Consider the following 19,279-nt stretch of genomic DNA (forward strand, 5'->3'; position numbering starts at 1 on the left):
TGCCAGACTGTAAGAAAGCGAAAGATTAGATGGGTAAGGTTGCATACAATAATCCGCGTTTTTTTGATTTTGTATACGACGACTTTTTATGCGCGGCGGTGGACTCTCATGTCGCGCAATCTGGAGTTCTATTCCACTCTTTAACCAAAGAAAGCGTTTGGGAACTTTTCGAGATCACTGGAGTTCTGGCTGAACTTAAAAAAAGAGGATACGATTCCTTTGAGCTGGATCTTTCCGGAAGTGATGATACCTACCAAAAATTAATTCTCACTTACCAGAACGAAATTTTAGTACATCTACGTTTGAGCATCCAAGAATATAGGATCCGTCTCAACGATTACTTCTTCAAAGAAAAATATCTGGTTGTGAATTGGCTCCAGACACGTCATCCGAAACAGGAAGGAAGAGATTCTGCTCGTTTATATCCGGGCCAAGATGTTCCTGGTCTTGGGATTTTTACTGAGATGGCTGACCTGATCGGGTTTCTGATCATTTCACTCAGATTGAATGGAGCTGTGATACGTCCTGAATATTTTCATGATGCAGTACTCTTCTCCCGTAAATTCCATTTTTTAGAAGCGGACTCCAAGGCTCTTTATCAGTCTTTGAGAACTACATTCCCGAAACATTCTATCCGAGCTATCTCTACATTATTGCAGCATGGAAAGATCGTAGATGCAAAACGTGGAGTGATAGAATGGAAACCTATAGAGATGATTTTCTTTTTAGAAAAATCCCTGAACTTCTTCGTATTCAATCGTAAGTTTGAGAAGAAGGTTTCAAAATTCCGTTCTACTTATAAACTCTCTCTGGTCGAAGGTGCAGAGGCAGAATTAGGACTAAATACTTAGCACTATTTTGAACGAGTGTTACGCGATTATTTTTCGTAAGAAAACCGTTTTCTTCTCCCGTCTTATCCAATTATAATATAGGTTTGGCCATTATTCTAATATCCGGAGGGTCCTCGGATGGAGAAAAGAAAACAGGTAAGGGTGGTCCCTTTCCCTAAACAACCAGTTCAACTCCAATTGATGGGAAATGGTTTTTTAGACATTCTCGTGGCCCAGGACGTTAGCGAGGGAGGGATAGCAGTTCGTGTTCCTCATAGATTTGATGGATGCGATATTCATTCCAGTGTGGAAATCGTGGTTTCTCTGCCAGGATACAAACCATTTAAAGCATTAGGTAAGATCAAACACTTGAGCGCTTCCAAGGAAGCACAGGGCCTTTTCGGGCTCCAATTCACTCAAATCGACGTAAAAGGTAAGGGATTTCTCCTCGATTATGTCAAAAAACTGACTTCTCTCCGCAGAATGGCAGGATAATCGGCCAGGACAGTCATCGGAATTTCTTTCCAGCGTAATCCGACTGTAACCATTTAGGATGATACATAGAAGCATCCTAACAAGGAAAAGAAGGACGACAATGGGATCAGGCACAGTCCAAAAAAAGCAAAAATTAGAACGCAAGCTTGAAGTAAGGATCGCAGAGAACCAACTCGAGATCGAAAGAACTTTAGCTCTTCGTTATGACGTATTCAATCTAGAGCTTGGAGAAGGTTTACCTCAATCCGCAGCTACACGTAAAGACAGAGATGAATACGATTTATTTTGCGATCACCTTATCGTAGTAGATAAGAACAGAAATGATATGATCGTCGGAACTTATCGTATCCTACGCAGAAGTGTCGCTAAGGCAAATCTAGGATTTTACTCAGATAACGAATTCGATATTACTAAAATTTACGAATTAGAAAGAGAACCTGCAGAGATCGGACGCAGTTGCGTTCATCCTGAATACAGAGATGGATCCGTAATCTCTCTTCTTTGGGGCGGACTCGCTCAATACATGAAGAAGAACAATATCGGATACCTTTTCGGTTGTGGTTCCGTTCACAGCACTGACGCTCTATCTGCAAACGAAGTTTACGCGTTTTTGAAAGATAAACAAGCTCTTGCTGGAGAAGCTTTCGACGTTAAACCTCTTCCTGGATTCGAGATGCCAGGTTTCGATCAGAACTATTCTCCAGAAGACATCAAAGAAGTTTCTAAAAGAATCCCTGCATTGATCAAAGGGTATATTAGAGCCGGATCAACAATCTGCGGAATTCCAGCATTGGACGCAGTTTTCAAGACTACCGACTTCTTCATTATCTTCGATATCAAAGACATCGAAGCAAGATACAGCAAACATTACTTAGAGTAGAACTAAGACTTTCTTAAGTTTTCTCGTAAGGACGGGTCTCATCAGAGGCCCGTTTTTGTTTTTAGCCCCTTTGCAGCGCCTAAATATTGGCCGATACACCTTGACCGTTTGGGCTTCTCCTTTTTTTCTATACTAAATTCATTTTAAATAAGCGAAAACCCAGTTTGGGTGCCTCATGAATCAAATCGATTTCCAACATCCCTCTTTTAAGGACCAGATCCGCTTTTATACTCTCGTATTTCTGTCCTTTTTGACCATGAGCGTCGGCTATTATTTAGGGATTTCTTCTTATATACTTGGCTGGTTCGCATTCTGTATCTCAGCGTTTTCAGTGGCCGGTAACGACGCAGTCCAAACTGTTGGAACATTTATAGAAAGTAAAAAGTCTGTACATTGGTTCCCAAAACTTGCCGCATTAGGTGGACTTCTTGCTTTAGTGTTCGGATATGCTTGGTGGTCTGGAAGCGGAGAAGTTCATTTTCATAGGTTGGATAATTTTACTCCTCCTGCAGAATATAATTTTTTGCAGCTGATTGCGCCCATCATTTTAGTCATCATCACTCGGATGAAATCTCCGATCTCTACTACATTTTTGATCCTGGGATTATTCGGCGGGCAGAATATAGAGAAGATGCTGACCAAATCCTTTTTAGGATACATGATCGCATTTATCACTGCGTTAGTAGTTTGGGGAATTTTAGTAAAAGTTGATCCGAAAGAATATTATGACGATCATATGCCCGATCCAAGAACGGAAAGAAAATGGGCGATCTTACAATGGTTCTCCACTTTGTTTTTATGGGCGGCTTGGCTTGCACAAGACGCTGCCAATATAGTTGTATATCTTCCTAGACAATTGAATTGGATGGAACTTGCTAGCGCTGTTTCTATTTTGATAGGAGCTCTTGGTATCATATTATATACAAACGGTGGAACGATCCAAGAGATAGTTACGGAGAAGTCCGACATCCAATGGTCCAAGGCTGCCACTATCGTAGACTTAGTATATGCTAGTATTTTAATATTATTTCAGAAGATCAGTAATATGCCTATGTCCACCACCTGGGTTTTCTTGGGCATGCTTGCTGGAAGAGAGATCGTGCTAAATTTCCTTACCTACAGGGACGCTCCTTATTTGGAGACATTCCGCAAAGTAGGTAAGGATGTACTTCTTGCATCTATAGGAATTGCAGTGAGTATTTTTATCTTCTTACTTGCTTCTCAGTTTTATCCTGAGAAGACTTCTTTTATTCCTAAATTTCTAAAATAATCTTAAGATTCTATACGGCATTCTCTATTCTATAGATACATGCTTTAGAAATTGCAGTACTATCGATTACAAACGCTCTGCAATCTTTTGACCAACGATCAAATTGGTTGGTTTGTTTCAGTTTTGCAACGGCTTTCTCATACAACATACTACATAGATATCTCGAAGTGATGATCATTAGATTTTCAGCGACTCTTTCTTTAGCTTGATCATCTTCGATTGATTTAAATTTCGAAATTGCGTCTTCAAATATTTGGGCTTGTTCATTTAGATATTTAGAAGGTGATTTTACATCTGCTTTGATCGATTCCAAATATTTTTTGAAATTTCCTTCTCCACTCATTCCAGCTACAATCGCGCCGACAGCAATTCGAACATGGATCTGGCTTGTTCCTTCGTAGATCGTATTGATCCGGGAGTCGCGAAATATTCTGGCTACATCGTAATCTTCTGTATAACCGGCTCCACCATGGATTTGGATGGCGAGGCCTGCGCATTTATGTCCTTCTTCTGAACAATAGTATTTAGAGATAGGTGTAAGAACGGTGGCGAGATTTCCCCATTTTTTGACTCTTTCGTCTTTGCGGATCTCTCTATCTTCTTTATTTGCTTTTTCCAAACGGATCTGATGGTGCTGATACATATCCACAACACGAGCAGTTTCGAATGTGAGAAGTCTCATCGCGTTAACTTCTCTTTGGATTTTATGAAGCATTTCTGCAACTGCTGGAATTTCTCCGATGGCCTTTCCAAACTGTTGTCTTTCTTCCGCATACTTTTGAGATTCATAATATGCTCCGGCAGCACTTCCTGGGCCGCAAGCAGCACTTCCGAGTCTCATAAAGTTTGTCATCCCAGTAGTGTATCTGGTGAGACCAAGTCCTTCTTGTCCTAAAAGTTCGCCATGGCTGTTTTCATATACGATCTCACAAGTCGGAGATGCATGAATTCCCATTTTGGTTTCGATTCCTGCAACAGTTACATCTTCACTTTTTACTAGGAATACGGATAAGCCTCTAGCTCCTCCATTCCCTGTTCTTGCAAGAGTTAATAAGCTAGATGGATAGGGCCCTAATCCGCAACCTTGGGATATAAAACGTTTTGTTCCGTTTAGACGGTAAGACCCATCTTCCATTTTTACTGCAGTCGTTCTGACGTTATTTAGATCGGATCCGAAATCTGGTTCAGTAAGTGACATCGCAAAAAGAGTTTCGCCAGTTGCTGCTTTCGCTGCAAAATTTTCTATTTGTTCTTCTGTTCCGTATCTAGAAACAATCTGTGCTAGATTTAGTAGAGCAACTGTCATACAAAAAGAAACATCCGCTCTTGCCATAACCATTCCGTAAAATGCACTAATGGTTCCTGGCAGTCCTAGTCCTCCCGCTTCTCTTGAAATAGAGAAGGGCATAAGTCCAGTATCTCGGAATTTTTCGTAGACTGATGTTGTTTCATCCGGAAAGATCACTTTTCCATTTTCATAGCGTAAATGTTTTTTATCCATCACGCTAGAAAGTTGAGAAACATCCTTTCCGAAAAATTCACCCAAGGATTCAAGACTTGATCTGTATAATTCTACAGCTTCTTCGACGCTAGAAGGAGCCATTTCGTATCTTGGATTATTTGTTTTCTTATAAAGTTCGTGTTCGAAAAATTCTTCGCCCTCAGTTGATTTTACGATCGAGGCCCAATCAATCAAATGTTCGAAAATTAGTTTTAGATCTTCATCGTCTGTAAAATAATTATTAGCTATCATATATTCCCTTATTTATGCGTTCGCAGTAATTTTGTCTTCTTTTCCGATACTATAAGCCGCGTTCAATCCTTCTAAAAAGGCTCTCTCTGCGTCAATTCCTTTGGAGTCCTTTGCTCCTCCGATAATGAATATCTGCTTTTGTGGGTGTAAAGATTTGTATGTTTCATAAAGAGAATATTCTCTTTCCTGTCCCACACAAAGAACCAATGAATCGCATGGATAAAGAACCTCTTCTCCATTTTTCAAAGTTATCTTTAAGCCTTCTTTAGTGATTTCTTTATAGTTGAGTCCCTGGAAGAATTCTACTCCGGATGCTTCTAATTCTTGTTTGAGAGCCCAGAAAGTAGTAGGTCCCAAGCCGGCACCATGTTTTCCACTTCTTCTAAAAATCGCAACATCTCTTTCTGATTTATGAGGCTGGATAACAGTGTTCGTATACGAATCGATATTATATTTTTTTGAATAAGATTCTAGATTTGGATCGTTTTCTTCGGTCAGTTTATGAGCCACATCAACGCCGATCCCTCCTCCGCCGATCACAGCCACTTTTTTTCCTGCTTTAAATTTCCCAGTCAGATAATCCGTATAATTTCCGGCAGGAAGATTATCAATGCCAGGTAGTGTGAATTCTCTGGGTTTAACACCTGTTGCAAATATGATCGCATCCGGATCTAATTCTTCAAGTAAGTTTAGATCACAATTTGTATTTAAACGAATGTCAACTCCAAGCGCTGGAAGTTCGTTTTTAAAATAACGGATCGTCTCTTTAAATTCAGATTTGCCTGGAATATTCGAAGCAAGCTGGAACTGTCCACCTAACTGATCCGCTTTTTCGAGTAATATAACTTCGTGGCCCAAAGATGCACTTGCTCTTGCTGCTTCCAAACCTCCTGGTCCAGATCCGATCACCACAACTTTTTGAGGTTTCACATTGGAATCAATTTTGTATTCCAATTCATTTACAGCTTGAGGGTTCACTAGACAGGAAACTGATTTATCTATAAAAGCATGATCTAAGCAAGATTGGTTACATGCAATACATGTATTGATCCGATTTGACATACCTGTTTGGATTTTCTTAACGATAAATGCATCTGCAAGAAATGGCCTCGCCATAGAAATTATATCAGCCTGATCCGTATCAAAAATTCTTTGTACTGTGCTCGGATCATTCACTCGGTTTGATGCGATGATAGGAATGCCTGGAGTTTTTTCTTTGATCTTGCCTGCAATATTTGCCCAAGCTCCTCTTGGAACTAATTGGCTTATAGTTGGGATCCTTGATTCATGCCATCCAATCCCTATATTCAAAGCAGACACACCTTCTTGTTTTAGTGTCTGAGCTAGATCACATACTTCTTCGAAAGTTGGATTACCTGGGATCAAATCTATTCCTGACATTCTAAAAATAATCGGGAAACCTTCCGGAAGATTTTTTACGACTGCTCGAAGAACTTCGACAGCCATATTCATTCTTCTTTTGTGATCTCCTCCAAAATGATCATCTCTATGATTTGTTACAGGAGAGAAGAACTGGTTAATAAGATAACCTTCGCTTCCCATAATTTCTACTGCTCCAAATCCTGTTTCTTTTGCGAGCTTTGCCGCGATCCCGAAATCTTCTGCAGTTTTCCAACATTCTTCTTCTGTGAGAGCTCTAGGAACATATCTATTGATTGGAGCGCGGAGCGCAGAAGGGCCTACGCAGTTTCTATCAAATGCATAACGCCCTGCATGAAAAAGTTGAGCGCACATAGTGCCGCTTCCATTCAGAAGATCATTCATCTTCTTTAGTTCGGATGCATGTTCTTCATTCTGTATATTAAAGAAGTGTTTAGATCCTCTTCCTTCTTCGTTTACACTTATTCCGCCGGTGACTATAAGGCCGACACCGCCTTCAAAACGTTTTCCATAAAATGCGGCCATTCTTTCTGCAGTTTCGGTTTTGCCCTCGAGCCCTAGGTGCATAGATCCCATTACAAACCGGTTTGGAAGTGTAAACTTTCCTATGTTTATGGGCTGAAATGCTTTTTCCATGGTACAATTCTCCGCTGAATTATGTATTGAAGCGATTATTTACCAATGGTAATATAAATGATCTAAGATTCAAGAGATAAATTACCAGTGGTAAATATGTTCTTGCAAAAAATTGGAAATACTAAGAATCGTTAGTATGCCCGTAAATAAGAAACGCCGCCAACAACAGGGTCCTGGAAGGCCGTTTAAAAAAGATAAGATCACTGTCAGGGAAGATCTTATATCAGCGGGCACCGAATTATTAAAGACAACTTCTCTCGAAGAAATCTCTTTGCGAAAAGTTGCATCTCTTGCAGGAGTGAGTCATGCGGCTTCATATCATCATTTCGAAAACAAAAACGCTTTGCTTGCTGCAATCTCCGAAAGGGGATTTCAGAAATATTTTTCAGAATACCAAAAGGAACTCGAAAAAACGGAAAACGATTTCTTAGGACGTTTTCGCGCTCTTGGTTGGACCTATATTCAGTTTATTCTGAACAACCAGCAGTTTGCGAGGATCATGTTCGGTGGCATTGATATCAATTTACATCCCACTTTGTCGGCAGTCTCCAGAAGAACATACAGACAGTTACATGAAATTATACGCATGGGTCAAAGACTGGGAGCAATTAAGCCAGGACAAACTCGCGAAAAGACTGTAGCTTCTTGGTCTATGATCCATGGAATCGCGATGCTCTTCTTAGAAGGTCGGATAAAACCTCAAAAGGACAAAGAGGACATGAAAAAATTTATCTTGTCCGTAATAGAGTGCGCTTACACAGGAATGACATTGCCCTTAAGCAGATAGAATTTCATATTCGGATAGATCAATCTTTCTAGTTTTATAAGAATATTCGTAAGTATGACCAGGCCAATTGTTTGTATTCTTACCAGAAGCATTGATATACCAGTTCGTACATCCAGTGTCCCAAACGAATTTATCAAATTTTTTATTTAAAGATGTATTGTAGTTTTGCATACTTCGAGTTTTAGGGATCAATGCTTGGATCCCTTTTTTATTCATTTCACTTAATGCAGAAATAAGATAACGTACCTGGGATTCTATCATATACACAATAGAATTATGAGCTAGATTTGTATTCGGTCCGTATAGAATATAAAAATTCGGGAAGCCTGCAACAGTTACTCCTAGATAAGCCTCTGCTCCATTTTTCCAAACTTCATTCAAATCTTGGTTTTTAGTTCCTTTTACTTTCATGGGAGAAAGGAATTCAGTGGCCTTAAATCCAGTTCCAAAAACAATCGCATCGAATTTTTGGAGACCATCTTTAGTTACGATCCCTTCTGGTGTTGCTTCTTTGATGGATTCAGAAAGAACTTTTGTATTCGGTTTTGCTAATGCTTCATAATAATCATTGGAAAGAAGGATACGTTTACATCCGGCAGGATAATCAGGAGTTAGGATTTTGCGTAATTCTGGATCTTTTACGAATTTTTTCATATGAGAAAGACTCATCCATTTTACGATCTTATTTGCATGATTATTCTTTTGGAATGCGATCATTCGAATTTCGTTCCAGATATAGATTTGGAATCTATGCAATAGCCTAAGCCCAGGAAGATATTTGAATAAAAACTTTTCGAAACTAAAATATTTACGATCAGGTTTTGGAACTACCCAAGGTGCGGTTCTTTGAAAAACAGTTACCTCAGCTCCTTGGTTTACGATTTGTGGAATGAACTGAATTGCACTCGCACCAGTTCCAATGGCTGCTACCTTCTTTCCTGAAAAATTATAAGCAGGATCCCAATTTGCGGAATGAAATATTCTGCCTTTAAAACTCTCTAAACCTTTGATAGAAGGTAGAGCAGGGCGATTTAATTGTCCCACAGCAGAAATAAAAACATTATGCTCTAAGGTTTCGTTCTCAGAAGTTTTGATCTTCCAAATTCTGGAAGAATCATCCCAATCAGCAGATTTGATCTCGATACCGAAACGAATATGAGAAAGTATTCCGTATTTTTCTGCACAATGTTTTAGATAGGAAAGGATCTCAGGCTGAGCAGAATATTTTCTAGGCCAGTTTGAATTTGGTTCAAAAGAAAAAGAATAAAGATGAGAAGGAACATCGCATGCAGCTCCTGGATAAGTATTTTCTCTCCAAGTTCCTCCTACCGAATTTGATTTTTCGTAAATTACGAAATTATGGAATCCATTCTTCTTAAGTTGTATTGCAGCACATAAACCGCCGAAACCTGTACCTACAATCGCGATAGAGATCGATTTTTCTTTTTTGTTTTGTGACTGCATGCTTTCCAAACTCCGGATAAATATCGTGAACAATTGTTCACGGAGATTAATTTTTTAGGTCTCGACTTAAGCGCATCATTGAAAGGAAAATCATTCTAGCAAGTCGATTTTTGTGACTATAATTGTATCGAACCTTGTTAAATATCAACTTAAGGCTTTATATTTTGGGAGAAGGTAGGAAAATGTGGATCATCGCTTCTTTAGAACTAGGAAATTCTAAAGTTAAGGAACCTTGAAAAATTTTCAATAAAGCGCTATGTATTTTCAACCCTTGGCCGGATGAACGTACGGATATAAGATCCTTCCCTATTTCGTTTTTGATCTGAATGAATATGCCGTTTTCATATTGAATATGAATGTATATGCCTGATCTTAACTCTCCGGAATATTTTACTGCGTTACGTAAGGATTCTCTGAATGCATAATACAAAACTTCCTGAACTTCTGGAGGATAGTTGTCTATTTGAGAATTCATATTTGGATCTATTTCCCAAATTAGATTAGAATCTTTTGCTTCAGAATTTTTTAGTTTTTGTAACATTGGAATTAGACCCAGCCTGGAAATTTCCAAACCAGTATCCGACATTTCTCTTAATAGAGAAGAAATTCTTTTATGAAGTTCAGTAAGGGAATTTGCATATTTAGAGTTAAGACTCCCTGATTTTTCATTAGAGATGTCTAAAATAAGAGAATGGATTTCTGGAAGTATTTCATCATGCAGAATTTGTCTGGTTTTTTGATCTGAAAGCCTTTGTTCTTGGATTTTCTTTCTTTGTAATTCTTCTAAGATATTTCCAGTTTCTTCTAAAAATAAAGAATGCACGAGCCAGGTGCCCGTGACCTGTGCGATTTCAATTTCTTCTTCTGCGAATAATCCTCCGTTTTCTTTTTGGCCCAAGATTAAGTAAGCATCCTCGGAAAGAACACTCTCTATTTTCACTCGGATCACAAATCCAGAGAATTGATCTTTGTCTAGATATTGGATATTTGGGTTTTCTGGATTTAGGGCTATTTTAGAAAAATCAAATGTTTCCGGCGCAGTATTTTCCGGATAATAGATATTTGTATCTGATATATATGGGATTTTTCCTTGGAAAATCAAAGCAGCTTTCGTTGTTTCTAATACATCTTTGCATAAATATCCAAAAGAAAGTTTGATTGAACCTGAAGATAAGATCTTTTTTAATACTTTGTTTTGGTTGGAGCTGACTTCTTTGTTTTTTCGGATCGTGAAAAATCGAGAAAGAAAGAAAGAATAGGAGAATATGATAGGTATTTCTGCTCTAGGATAACCTAATTTTGCAAAAACAAAGTATAAGCAAGAAAGTACTAAAGCGATATAAATTGAATTTTTCCATTCTTGTTTTAAACTGATCTTGGGTAAAATTCTACCCGTAAGTATTTCGTAAGAAGTTAATGCCCAGCCTAAAATCAAAATAGAGACACAAATTAATAATTGGATACAAAGTACGAATCCATAAAAGTATTTGGGTTCTTTTTCTGCTTTTAAGATTGGATTTTCTATAATTCCGAATTCATCCCCTACGAATAGAACAGAAACTAATAACACTACACCAAATAAAGAAAATCCGATTCCTTTTAAAAATGGAACTGCCTTTTGTCTTCCTAATTCTGAAAGACTATTATCGGAAATTTTAAATAAGAATAAACAAAGTAAGGAGAGAGATATACAGACGAAAATATAGATCAAGTAAGCGGATTTAAATGATAAAGGAACAAATTTCCAATATTCAAATAAGCTGATATTCCAAGTTCTTCCTGGATTATAGACAAGCAGAATGGAGACCGCGACTAATTGGCAAAAAGATAAGATATAGAATAAGAAGAGAAAGATCCTTTTCTTTTTTAGAAATCCAAAAAACCAAACTATAACAACAAACCATCCGAATGGGATGAGTATTAATAAGATCAATCCCGGAAAAAAATATAAGATTGGATAAGAAGATACTACTGAAAACCCATTTTGGCCTACGATAGCCGAAAAAGAAAATAATAGGGAAGATACAAGTAAGGTAAAAATGCTAAAATACGCAGCAGCGTTTTTCTTTTCTAAATTTGTTCCGGTTGTTGATCCTAACCAAAACAAGTTTGTAGATAGAAAAATAAAAAAGGAACAGATTAATATTTCAAGATCTATTGTCAATATTACCAGCCCAAGGAATTCTTTCTCCGGAAGAATTCCTATAAAATATTTTTTCGTCTTCTCCCCATTCTAAAAATCGATTGGATAGTACAATGAGTGCCGCTCTTGTTCGTGCGACTTTTTCGTCTGAATTGGTTTCGTTAAGTCCCCAAGCAGAATAGATCTGGCCGTTGATCCTGCTGATTGTTCTTTTATCTTTAAATCCAAAATGTTGCGCGATTTGTTCATTACTAAATCCTTGAGCTAACATTTCTGCTACTGATCTTTCGTTTGGTTCTAATACGGCAAGAGGAGAATTTTCGTCCTTTTCCCTGACTTCTGTAACTCTGGATTCGATTTCTGGATCTATAAAACTTTTTCCGTCATAAGCCAATCGAATGAGAGGGACTACCATTTGTGGTAAAAGATAATTTGATTTTCGAACGTAAGCATAATGGCTTAAAATTCCGGAACTTCTGAATGTTCTGAAATATTCGTCACTGTCTTGGATAGAATAGATGACTACAGGTTTACGCGGAAATTCTTTCCGAATCGAGATGATTGTCTCTATTCCATTTAATTTTCCGGCAAGTCTTACATCCAAAAGGAGAACGTCTGCTTCCCCTTCTAAACAATGACGGATAGCTTCTTCTCCTGAGTCACAATCGAATACTGATTTTATTTTTCCGGATTCTTCTAAGCCAGAGATCATCGCCTTTCTAAGCTTTAGATTATCTTCTGCAACCAGTATTTTGAGAGGCTCGACTTTCATGTGTTCCCGGAATTTTAAGATAAGAAGAAGTATAAGGTCAAGCACTTGAGTGCTTAATGATCTGCACTCGGAAGGTGGGTTTATTTTTGAAAATTCGATATTCTTTCATCTATGAAACGAATTTTAGAAATTTTTTTGGCTTTGGTAGCGTTACTTGTATTCTCCTTGGTATTAATTGGGATCTCTTTGCAGATCTTTTTCTTTGCTCCCGGTCCGGTTTTCTTTCTGCAGGAAAGATTGGGCAAAGGAAAGAAAATATTTCGGATCTGGAAATTCAGGACCTTAAAGGATGGAGTTCCTACAAGGATAGGTTCTATTTTAAGAAGTACTGGTTTGGATGAACTTCCTCAGATCTGGAATATCCTAAAAGGAGATATGAGTATTGTAGGCCCTCGGCCTTTGACAGAAGAGGATGTTCTGAGATTAGGCTGGGGTGGGGAAGGTCTTAAAAGTAGATGGTTCATTCGTCCTGGGATTACTGGACTTTCTCAATTGTATTCAGGAAGAGGATCTAAATATTCTATTTGTTTCGATCTTTCTTATCTTAAAAATAGGAATTTTTTCTTAGATCTTAAGATCGTAATTTTAACATTGGTGATGAATCTTTTCGGTAAGAAAAGAATTAGAAATTTATTATGGAGTCGTCTTAAAAAAAGAGATCGAGGATTCCATTGGGGAAATTGGGCCAAACATTTCAAAAAGAACGTAGATCGTCCTTATCCTATCGTCCAAGAGCAGGTCATTGGTTTTATTCCTCAAAAGAGACTTCCTGTAGCTAAATCTCTTGCAATCTTTCAGTTGGGAGAATCAGGAGAAGGCAGGATCGCAAAAGATATAGACAATGTAAATATTTACGGAGTAGATCCAAATTATAGAGAAGCACTTAAACTTTTTGTAAAAGAAGAAGGACGGCATGCTCGTATTTTAGGGGACTGCGTTCGTGCGTTAAGAGGAGAACTGATCCAGGCCAATTGGACTGAAAAACTTTTTCATTTTGGAAGGAGACTTTTAGGAACTAGACTTAAACTAATGGTGCTTCTCGTTGCAGAAGTGATTGGGATCTGCTTTTATAAAAAAATCGCTGAAAAAATTCCATTTGGTTCCGTTAAAAATGCACTTTTACATATCGCAGAAGATGAAGAAAAACATCTGATCTTTCATTGTACATTTTTTAAGATACGACTTAAGAACCCGGTCACTCGGTTCCTTTTCAAGATCATGTGGAGATTTCTTTCTTTGGTAGCTTGTCTTTCTGTCTTAATGGACCATCGCAAAACCTTCAAGGCATTGGAAATTCCGATCAAAGAATGTTATCTACAATTTAAGAATATTTCCCGAAACACTGAGAGAAAAATCCTCCAGACCTTTTTTGCCTAAGGAAATTCTTTTATGAATATTGTTTTAGTATTTAGAAGAAAAATTCTAGGTTATGGATTCGAATGTGAAGAAGAAGAGATTAACTATCAATCAAATCGTATCCGAGATCGTTTAGATAGATATTTACTGGAGAATCAAATTCAAAAGAAATCTTTCGCGGCAAAATGTGAAAGCTCTGGGAGAATGTTTAAAGGATTTATTGGTTTTTTTGCAGAAGGGATTTCTTATTTTCCTGAAGATTTAGAAGAAGTGGAGATCGAAACAGGAAAGTATTTAAAATTTTGGAATTCGCCGTTGGTTGATGGAACTATTTTGGAATTTTGTGCTGATAAAAGGATCCAAACTTACTTGGAAGAAAATAATATCAGAACGGATTGGATGAGATTTTCTTCTGGGAGAAATTCGTATCTTAGGGTAATTAATTAGATAATTATTATATCTTGGATTAGTAAAGCGCAACGGATCGTAGCGGAAATCAAAGCGAAGCGGATTGGAGCGGAGAGCCGGGTGCTCGCCAACTATGGCGAGCATGCGCCCAAACTTTTAGTTCCAGCTAAAAGAACCGGATTTGTCGAATTTGAATGGGACCTGTCCGGTTCCGATCTCGGGGGCTTCGGTGGTTGCCTTTCCGTTCAGTCGGAATGCTGCGGATCTTTTGGAAACTGCATTTGCAATTCCTTGTGTGACTGTTCCGAGTGGGAAGGAAGTGCGGACGCTTAGAATGGATTCTTGTCCTTGGTTTTCGATCCGGACAGGTTGGCCAGTTAGGAATTTTTCTTTTTCGAGAGTGAGTTCAAATTCAAATTCAGAAAATTGTAATCTAGATGTAGCTCTGTTTTTTAGTACGATCTGGAATTCGGTATCTACTTTTAAGTCGAGTGCTGATAATCCAGCAGCGACTGCTGAGCCTGGGGATTTTTTCTGAGGACCAAGTAGCGTGTCTAAGAACGTTGTCGCTTTTTTCGCCAAATCTTCTGTGCCTGCTGAGGTTAGGATAGTGGAAGGATCCGGTTTGATAATTTTAAAATTTCGGATCTCTATGTCTGGAAGAACTGCTGGGATTTTTCTTTCTTCTTCGAATGGGAAGTCGAGTGATGCAGCACCTGCAATAGATCTGTATTTTTCCGGAATTGGAAGTGAAACAACTCCTTGTACTTTGACTAGTAAGTCTATCTTTCCTGGAACTTTTTTATAAAGTTCTGCAAGATCATTATAAGCGAATGTTAGATCTACTGGAACTGGTTTGTTGGAATTCCCACCAACAGTTGGGATTTTGGTTTTTGCCTTTGTAAATTGTTGGCCTTCGATCAGGATATTCATCTCAAGATTGGTTGCAGGCAAAGCAATTGGATATGGATTTTTTACTTTAGAATCAACTCTAAGTTTGATCTCGGATAAATTGATCTCCGCAATGGAAACTTTTTCTAAGATGAAAGAAGGTTTGTCGAGGTCCTCGATTTTTTCTTTTACTTTTTTTAGATCAATATTTTGTAATTGAGCACAACCGAATAGAAAATTCGCTGCGAGTGTAATTCCAATATAAGCACGTAAGGAAGTTTTTTGGATCATAAACTCCTCCTAAAGGTGAAGTCTTTATTTGGGATTTGATTATTATTGGGAACTAAGTTTTGGAGGATTGGAAATAAAAAATGGAGTTTTGTGTCACTGCATCGGCCCCCCACCGAGAGAGGTGGGGAGCACTTTTACAGATTACTTTTTCTTCTTAGAACTACTTGCTTTCTTAGGTTTCTCTTCTACACCTTGAGCCCATTCACTTAAAGAAGGTTGATTATGATTCGTAGATCCAGATCCACCTTCGCTGTGGATTGTCGCAGTCATATCTGGACGGAACTTACCTTCTATCCATTCTCTGAACTTATCGATACCGCCAAAGATAGAAGGAACCACAATTAATGTAACTAACGTGGAGAGGATTAGACCTCCGATGATCGCGATACCCATTGCAGTTCTGGACTTAGCAGCTTCTCCAAGGCCGAGTGCAATTGGAACAGTTCCCATGATCATCGCGATAGAAGTCATTAAGATTGGACGTAATCTTACGAGACCTGCTTCGAAGATAGCTTCGTCTCTTGTAATACCTCTTTCTCTCACTGCCTGCATCGCATAATCCACAAGTAAGATCGAGTTTTTAGCAACGAGTCCCATGAGTAGGATGAGTCCGATCATCGAGAAGATATTCAACATTTCTCCTGTTAAGAAGAGAGCGAAGAATGCTCCGGAAATTGCAGGAGGGATCGCGAATAAGATCGTGATCGGAGTTATGAATGATTCATAAAGAGACGCAAGAACCAAGTAGATAAATATCAATGCGAGACCAAATGCTACGATGATATTCAAGAATAGTTCTTTTAAGTCTTCCGACTGACCTTGGAAATTAAAACGAACTCCTGGAGGAGGAGGAATTTCTTTGGTGATAATCCTAGTCGCTTCTTCCATTGCAGTTCCGATTGCACCACCTGGTGCAAGGTTTGCGTTTACAACAACTGCTCTTGCTCTATCAATACGATTGATCCGAGAAGGACCTAAATTTTCTTTACCATTACTGATTGCAGCCAGAGGGATCAATCTGTTAGCGATATTCGGAACCTTGGTCTGTCCATAAGCAGCTCTCAAGTTCCTTTGGTCCGGTTTGAGTCTCATACGAACTTCGTACTCAATCCCTTTATCGTAAAATTTACTGACCTGGTCTCCAGCGATCTGGTATCTTAACTCAGAACCGGCAACACCTGGAAGAACACCCACTAATTGCATTTTAGAATTATCTAAAACGATTTGGTATTCGGGCTTTCCTCCTCTAAAGTCGGAGTCAATGTCCGCTAGGTCTTTGATGCCTTTTAGTTTTTCTATTACTTTTTTAGAATATGCTTCCACTTCTTCCAAATTATTCCCTTTGAGAACTAATTGGAATGGATACTGGACCCCGCCTCCCACAGCGGAATAATCCGAAACCGCAGGCCTTGCATAATCATAAGCCTTTAACATTGTTCGGATCTCTTCTTTGATGGAAGTTGTATCCCTGGATCTTTTTTTAGAAGAAACAAGCGCGATCGCGAGTATTGCAGTGTTTGGTTCTCCACCATCAGGCTTACCGATTGTAATCGCGATCTTATCCATCTCAGGGAATTTTTGGAGTTCTGCTAAAACCTTATCTGAAACGTCTTTAGTTCCTTGTAAGCTAGTGCCAGGTGGAAGATCCAAAGTCACCATAAACTCACCCTGATCATTCGCAGGTAAGAATGTCTTTTTCACAAAAGCGCAACTTACGAAGGAAAGAATAAATATTAAGAAAGTGAGAAGTATGATCTTACCTGGATGGGCCAATGCGTAACGCATTGTGATCGTATAAATTTTTTCGAGCCAAGTTTGGAAACGGTCAAATGCTTCTACTGCAGCGTTCTTTTTATCGTGGGTTAGTTTACCCGCGAAGTATGCGGACAACATTGGTGCCACAAAAAGACCGTCGAAAAGTGAAATGATCATGGCAAAAACTACAGTCAATCCAAACTGTTTGAAGAATTGGCCTACAATCCCGGATAAGAATCCAACAGGGAAGAATACCGCGATCACAGTTAATGAAGTTCCAATAACCGCAAGAGCCACTTCCATGGTTCCTTTTTCCGCGGCTTCCATCACGGTTGCACCTTCTTCCAATTTTCGGAAGATGTTTTCCCGGACCACGATCGCATCGTCGACGAGTAGTCCCACCGCGAGAGATAAGGCCAACAAGGTCATAACGTTAATTGTGAATCCCATGATCCACATGATGATGAATGCACCTAATAAAGAGTTAGGCAATGCAAGACCAGTGATGATCGTAGATCTTAAATTTCCTAAGAAGAAATATACAGTGATTACCGCGAGTAATATACCTAGAACGATTGCCTCGGTAACATCTTCTACGTTGTAGCGGATCCATCTGGAACCATCACGGATCAATCTGATCTTAGGTTTTCCTTCCAGAGGTTGGATATCCGCATTTAACTTATCGATCCTTTTTAAAACCTCGTCCGCAACTGATACAGTGTTCGCCCCGGATTGTTTATAAACGTCGATGAATAAAGCAGGCTTCAGTTCTTTCTCTATAACTGGCTCTTTAGTTCCGCTTAATTTTGCAAAAGTCCTTTTGACTCTTTTAGGGATTTGAGCAATCCAAGTGAAAGGGTGGGTTAGAAGTGCCGCATCCTCTTCTTCTACTTCGTCACTTTTGGAAGCCCAAAGATAACCTAAGGTTTCTTCATCTTCCGTTCCATCTCTTACGGTTCCTAACTCTTTTATAAGTACAGAATTGCCAACATCTCCACCGAATGAAACGATTGTGTTTTCAATTTGGGAAAGAGTTTCATATCGCCCTAATGTTCTATAAGAAGTTTCTTTTGCACCAGAATCAAATTTACCAACTGGAACGTTTAAGCCCGCAGTTTTTAATCTATTGGCGATCACCACCATCGGCATTTGATAAGAAACTAATTTATTTCTATCTAATTCGATTTGGATCTCTCTTCTAGTTCCACCAACTAATTTAACAGAACCAACACCTGCAATTTGTTCCAACTTAGCCTTAACGGTTTCTTTAGCTAGGTCGTACATTTTTGCCTGATTCAGATCTGCAAACACTGCCAAACGAATGATCGGTTGATCCGCCGGGTCGAAACGAACAACTTTAGGTTCTTTAATTCCGTCTGGAAGTTTAGGACGAACCGATGCAGTCTTATCTCTAAACTGCTGTTCTGCGTATTTGATATCAGTAGAAAGAGTGAATTCACCTAAAACGACGGAAACACCTTCCTGGTTACGAGAAGTGATCTTCTTTAAACCTGCAATGGAAGAAAGTTCTTCTTCTAAAGGTTTAGAGATCAATTCCTCGATCTCTTCCGGACCTGCTCCAGGATAGATCGTAGTTACAGTCACCACCGGGATATTTACATCCGGAAAAAGATCCACTCCCATCTTGCTAAGAGAGAAGATACCAGTGATCAACATAAGGATCACAAGACTGGTAATAAAAATGGGACGTTTAATAGAGAGGAGCGCGATATTCAAGTTGCCTCCGGAGTATCCTAACATTTCGAAATTCGAATGAAGGAACTGCTCAGAGGTCCATTGCCATCCATTCCTGAATTTTCGAAAACAAATTCGCGGACCGCGGTTCGGAAATTTAGAAAGAAAGGTTTTGGAATCGGACTAAGTAGTTTTGTTCTGAGAAAATTAAAGAGACCAAAGTCGGTTTGAATGGACGGGGGATGCCTCCCCCGCGCTACAGCCGCGTTACACGCGTCTTTCGCTGCCCCCTCTCTTGGGGGAATTTTTCGCTACGAAGGCCCCAAGCCCCGGTGCAACTGGTGACAAAAATACTGGAAAAACGCTATTAGTAGGAATTCCTACAGAATTTCAAAACGAAAAATCTCTGTGTTCTCGGTGAACTCTGTGCGAAATGTTTTCGTGCTTAGGTC

Annotated in this window: 14 protein-coding genes; 7 read left to right on the forward strand and 7 right to left on the reverse strand. The window is 39.0% G+C overall.

Going from position 1 to position 19,279, the window contains the following annotated elements; all coding sequences use genetic code 11:
- Positions 1-29: 29 nt before the first annotated feature.
- The 4 genes from EHQ52_RS09595 to EHQ52_RS09610 all read left to right on the forward strand — a co-directional run bounded on the left by EHQ52_RS09595 (position 30) and on the right by EHQ52_RS09610 (position 3,475).
- The gene (locus EHQ52_RS09595) at positions 30-851 is read left to right on the forward strand and encodes a histone deacetylase (protein WP_135614975.1); all 822 of its coding nucleotides are present in this window, start codon (positions 30-32) and stop codon (positions 849-851) included.
- 117 nt (positions 852-968) lie between these two features.
- Entirely contained in the window at positions 969-1,325 is a 357-nt protein-coding gene (locus EHQ52_RS09600) for a PilZ domain-containing protein (RefSeq protein WP_100708995.1), read from the forward strand.
- A 100-nt stretch (positions 1,326-1,425) separates the two neighbouring features.
- Positions 1,426-2,205 carry a GNAT family N-acetyltransferase gene (locus EHQ52_RS09605; protein WP_135614976.1) on the forward strand — a complete coding sequence of 260 codons (780 nt, stop codon included), beginning with the start codon at positions 1,426-1,428 and terminating at the stop codon, positions 2,203-2,205.
- A 175-nt stretch (positions 2,206-2,380) separates the two neighbouring features.
- Positions 2,381-3,475 carry a hypothetical protein gene (locus EHQ52_RS09610; protein ID WP_135614977.1) on the forward strand — a complete coding sequence of 365 codons (1,095 nt, stop codon included), beginning with the start codon at positions 2,381-2,383 and terminating at the stop codon, positions 3,473-3,475.
- Positions 3,476-3,485: 10 nt separating this feature from the next.
- On the opposite strand, the gene EHQ52_RS09615 is transcribed toward EHQ52_RS09610, so the two are convergent.
- Together EHQ52_RS09615 and EHQ52_RS09620 are read right to left on the reverse strand one after the other, a co-directional pair.
- Positions 3,486-5,228 (reverse strand): acyl-CoA dehydrogenase family protein, encoded by a 1,743-nt coding sequence (locus tag EHQ52_RS09615; RefSeq protein WP_135614978.1) that lies wholly within the window; start codon positions 5,226-5,228, stop codon positions 3,486-3,488.
- A 12-nt stretch (positions 5,229-5,240) separates the two neighbouring features.
- The gene (locus EHQ52_RS09620; protein ID WP_135614979.1) at positions 5,241-7,265 is read right to left on the reverse strand and encodes an oxidoreductase; all 2,025 of its coding nucleotides are present in this window, start codon (positions 7,263-7,265) and stop codon (positions 5,241-5,243) included.
- A 136-nt stretch (positions 7,266-7,401) separates the two neighbouring features.
- Here EHQ52_RS09620 and EHQ52_RS09625 point away from each other — a divergent pair, with 136 nt between their 5' ends.
- Complete coding sequence (locus tag EHQ52_RS09625; protein ID WP_135614980.1) at positions 7,402-8,052, forward strand: TetR/AcrR family transcriptional regulator; 651 nt, start codon at positions 7,402-7,404, stop codon at positions 8,050-8,052.
- Here the strand turns inward: EHQ52_RS09625 and EHQ52_RS09630 are convergent.
- The 3 genes from EHQ52_RS09630 to EHQ52_RS09640 form a co-directional block, all read right to left on the reverse strand.
- Positions 8,041-9,516, reverse strand: coding sequence for a flavin-containing monooxygenase (locus EHQ52_RS09630; RefSeq protein ID WP_135614981.1), 1,476 nt, complete (start codon positions 9,514-9,516; stop codon positions 8,041-8,043). The two genes, EHQ52_RS09625 and EHQ52_RS09630, sit on opposite strands and share 12 nt — an antisense overlap.
- Positions 9,517-9,673: 157 nt before the next feature.
- The gene (locus EHQ52_RS09635) at positions 9,674-11,680 is read right to left on the reverse strand and encodes a sensor histidine kinase (protein ID WP_135614982.1); all 2,007 of its coding nucleotides are present in this window, start codon (positions 11,678-11,680) and stop codon (positions 9,674-9,676) included.
- The gene (locus EHQ52_RS09640) at positions 11,664-12,431 is read right to left on the reverse strand and encodes a response regulator transcription factor (protein ID WP_135614983.1); all 768 of its coding nucleotides are present in this window, start codon (positions 12,429-12,431) and stop codon (positions 11,664-11,666) included. Before EHQ52_RS09640 ends, EHQ52_RS09635 begins: the two co-directional genes overlap by 17 nt.
- A gap of 111 nt (positions 12,432-12,542) precedes the next feature.
- Here EHQ52_RS09640 and EHQ52_RS09645 point away from each other — a divergent pair, with 111 nt between their 5' ends.
- Positions 12,543-13,808: a sugar transferase gene (locus EHQ52_RS09645; protein ID WP_135614984.1), complete on the forward strand. Its 1,266-nt coding sequence runs from the start codon at positions 12,543-12,545 to the stop codon at positions 13,806-13,808.
- 12 nt (positions 13,809-13,820) lie between these two features.
- Positions 13,821-14,234 (forward strand): hypothetical protein, encoded by a 414-nt coding sequence (locus EHQ52_RS09650; protein ID WP_135614985.1) that lies wholly within the window; start codon positions 13,821-13,823, stop codon positions 14,232-14,234.
- 117 nt (positions 14,235-14,351) lie between these two features.
- On the opposite strand, the gene EHQ52_RS09655 is transcribed toward EHQ52_RS09650, so the two are convergent.
- Positions 14,352-15,377: an LEA type 2 family protein gene (locus EHQ52_RS09655; protein WP_135614986.1), complete on the reverse strand. Its 1,026-nt coding sequence runs from the start codon at positions 15,375-15,377 to the stop codon at positions 14,352-14,354.
- A 141-nt stretch (positions 15,378-15,518) separates the two neighbouring features.
- A complete protein-coding gene (locus tag EHQ52_RS09660; RefSeq protein WP_135614987.1) occupies positions 15,519-18,869 on the reverse strand; it encodes an efflux RND transporter permease subunit in 3,351 nt (1,116 codons plus the stop codon).
- Positions 18,870-19,279 lie beyond the last annotated feature (410 nt).

This window comes from Leptospira koniambonensis (assembly GCF_004769555.1).
GTDB classification, from domain to species: Bacteria; Spirochaetota; Leptospiria; order Leptospirales; family Leptospiraceae; genus Leptospira_B; species Leptospira_B koniambonensis.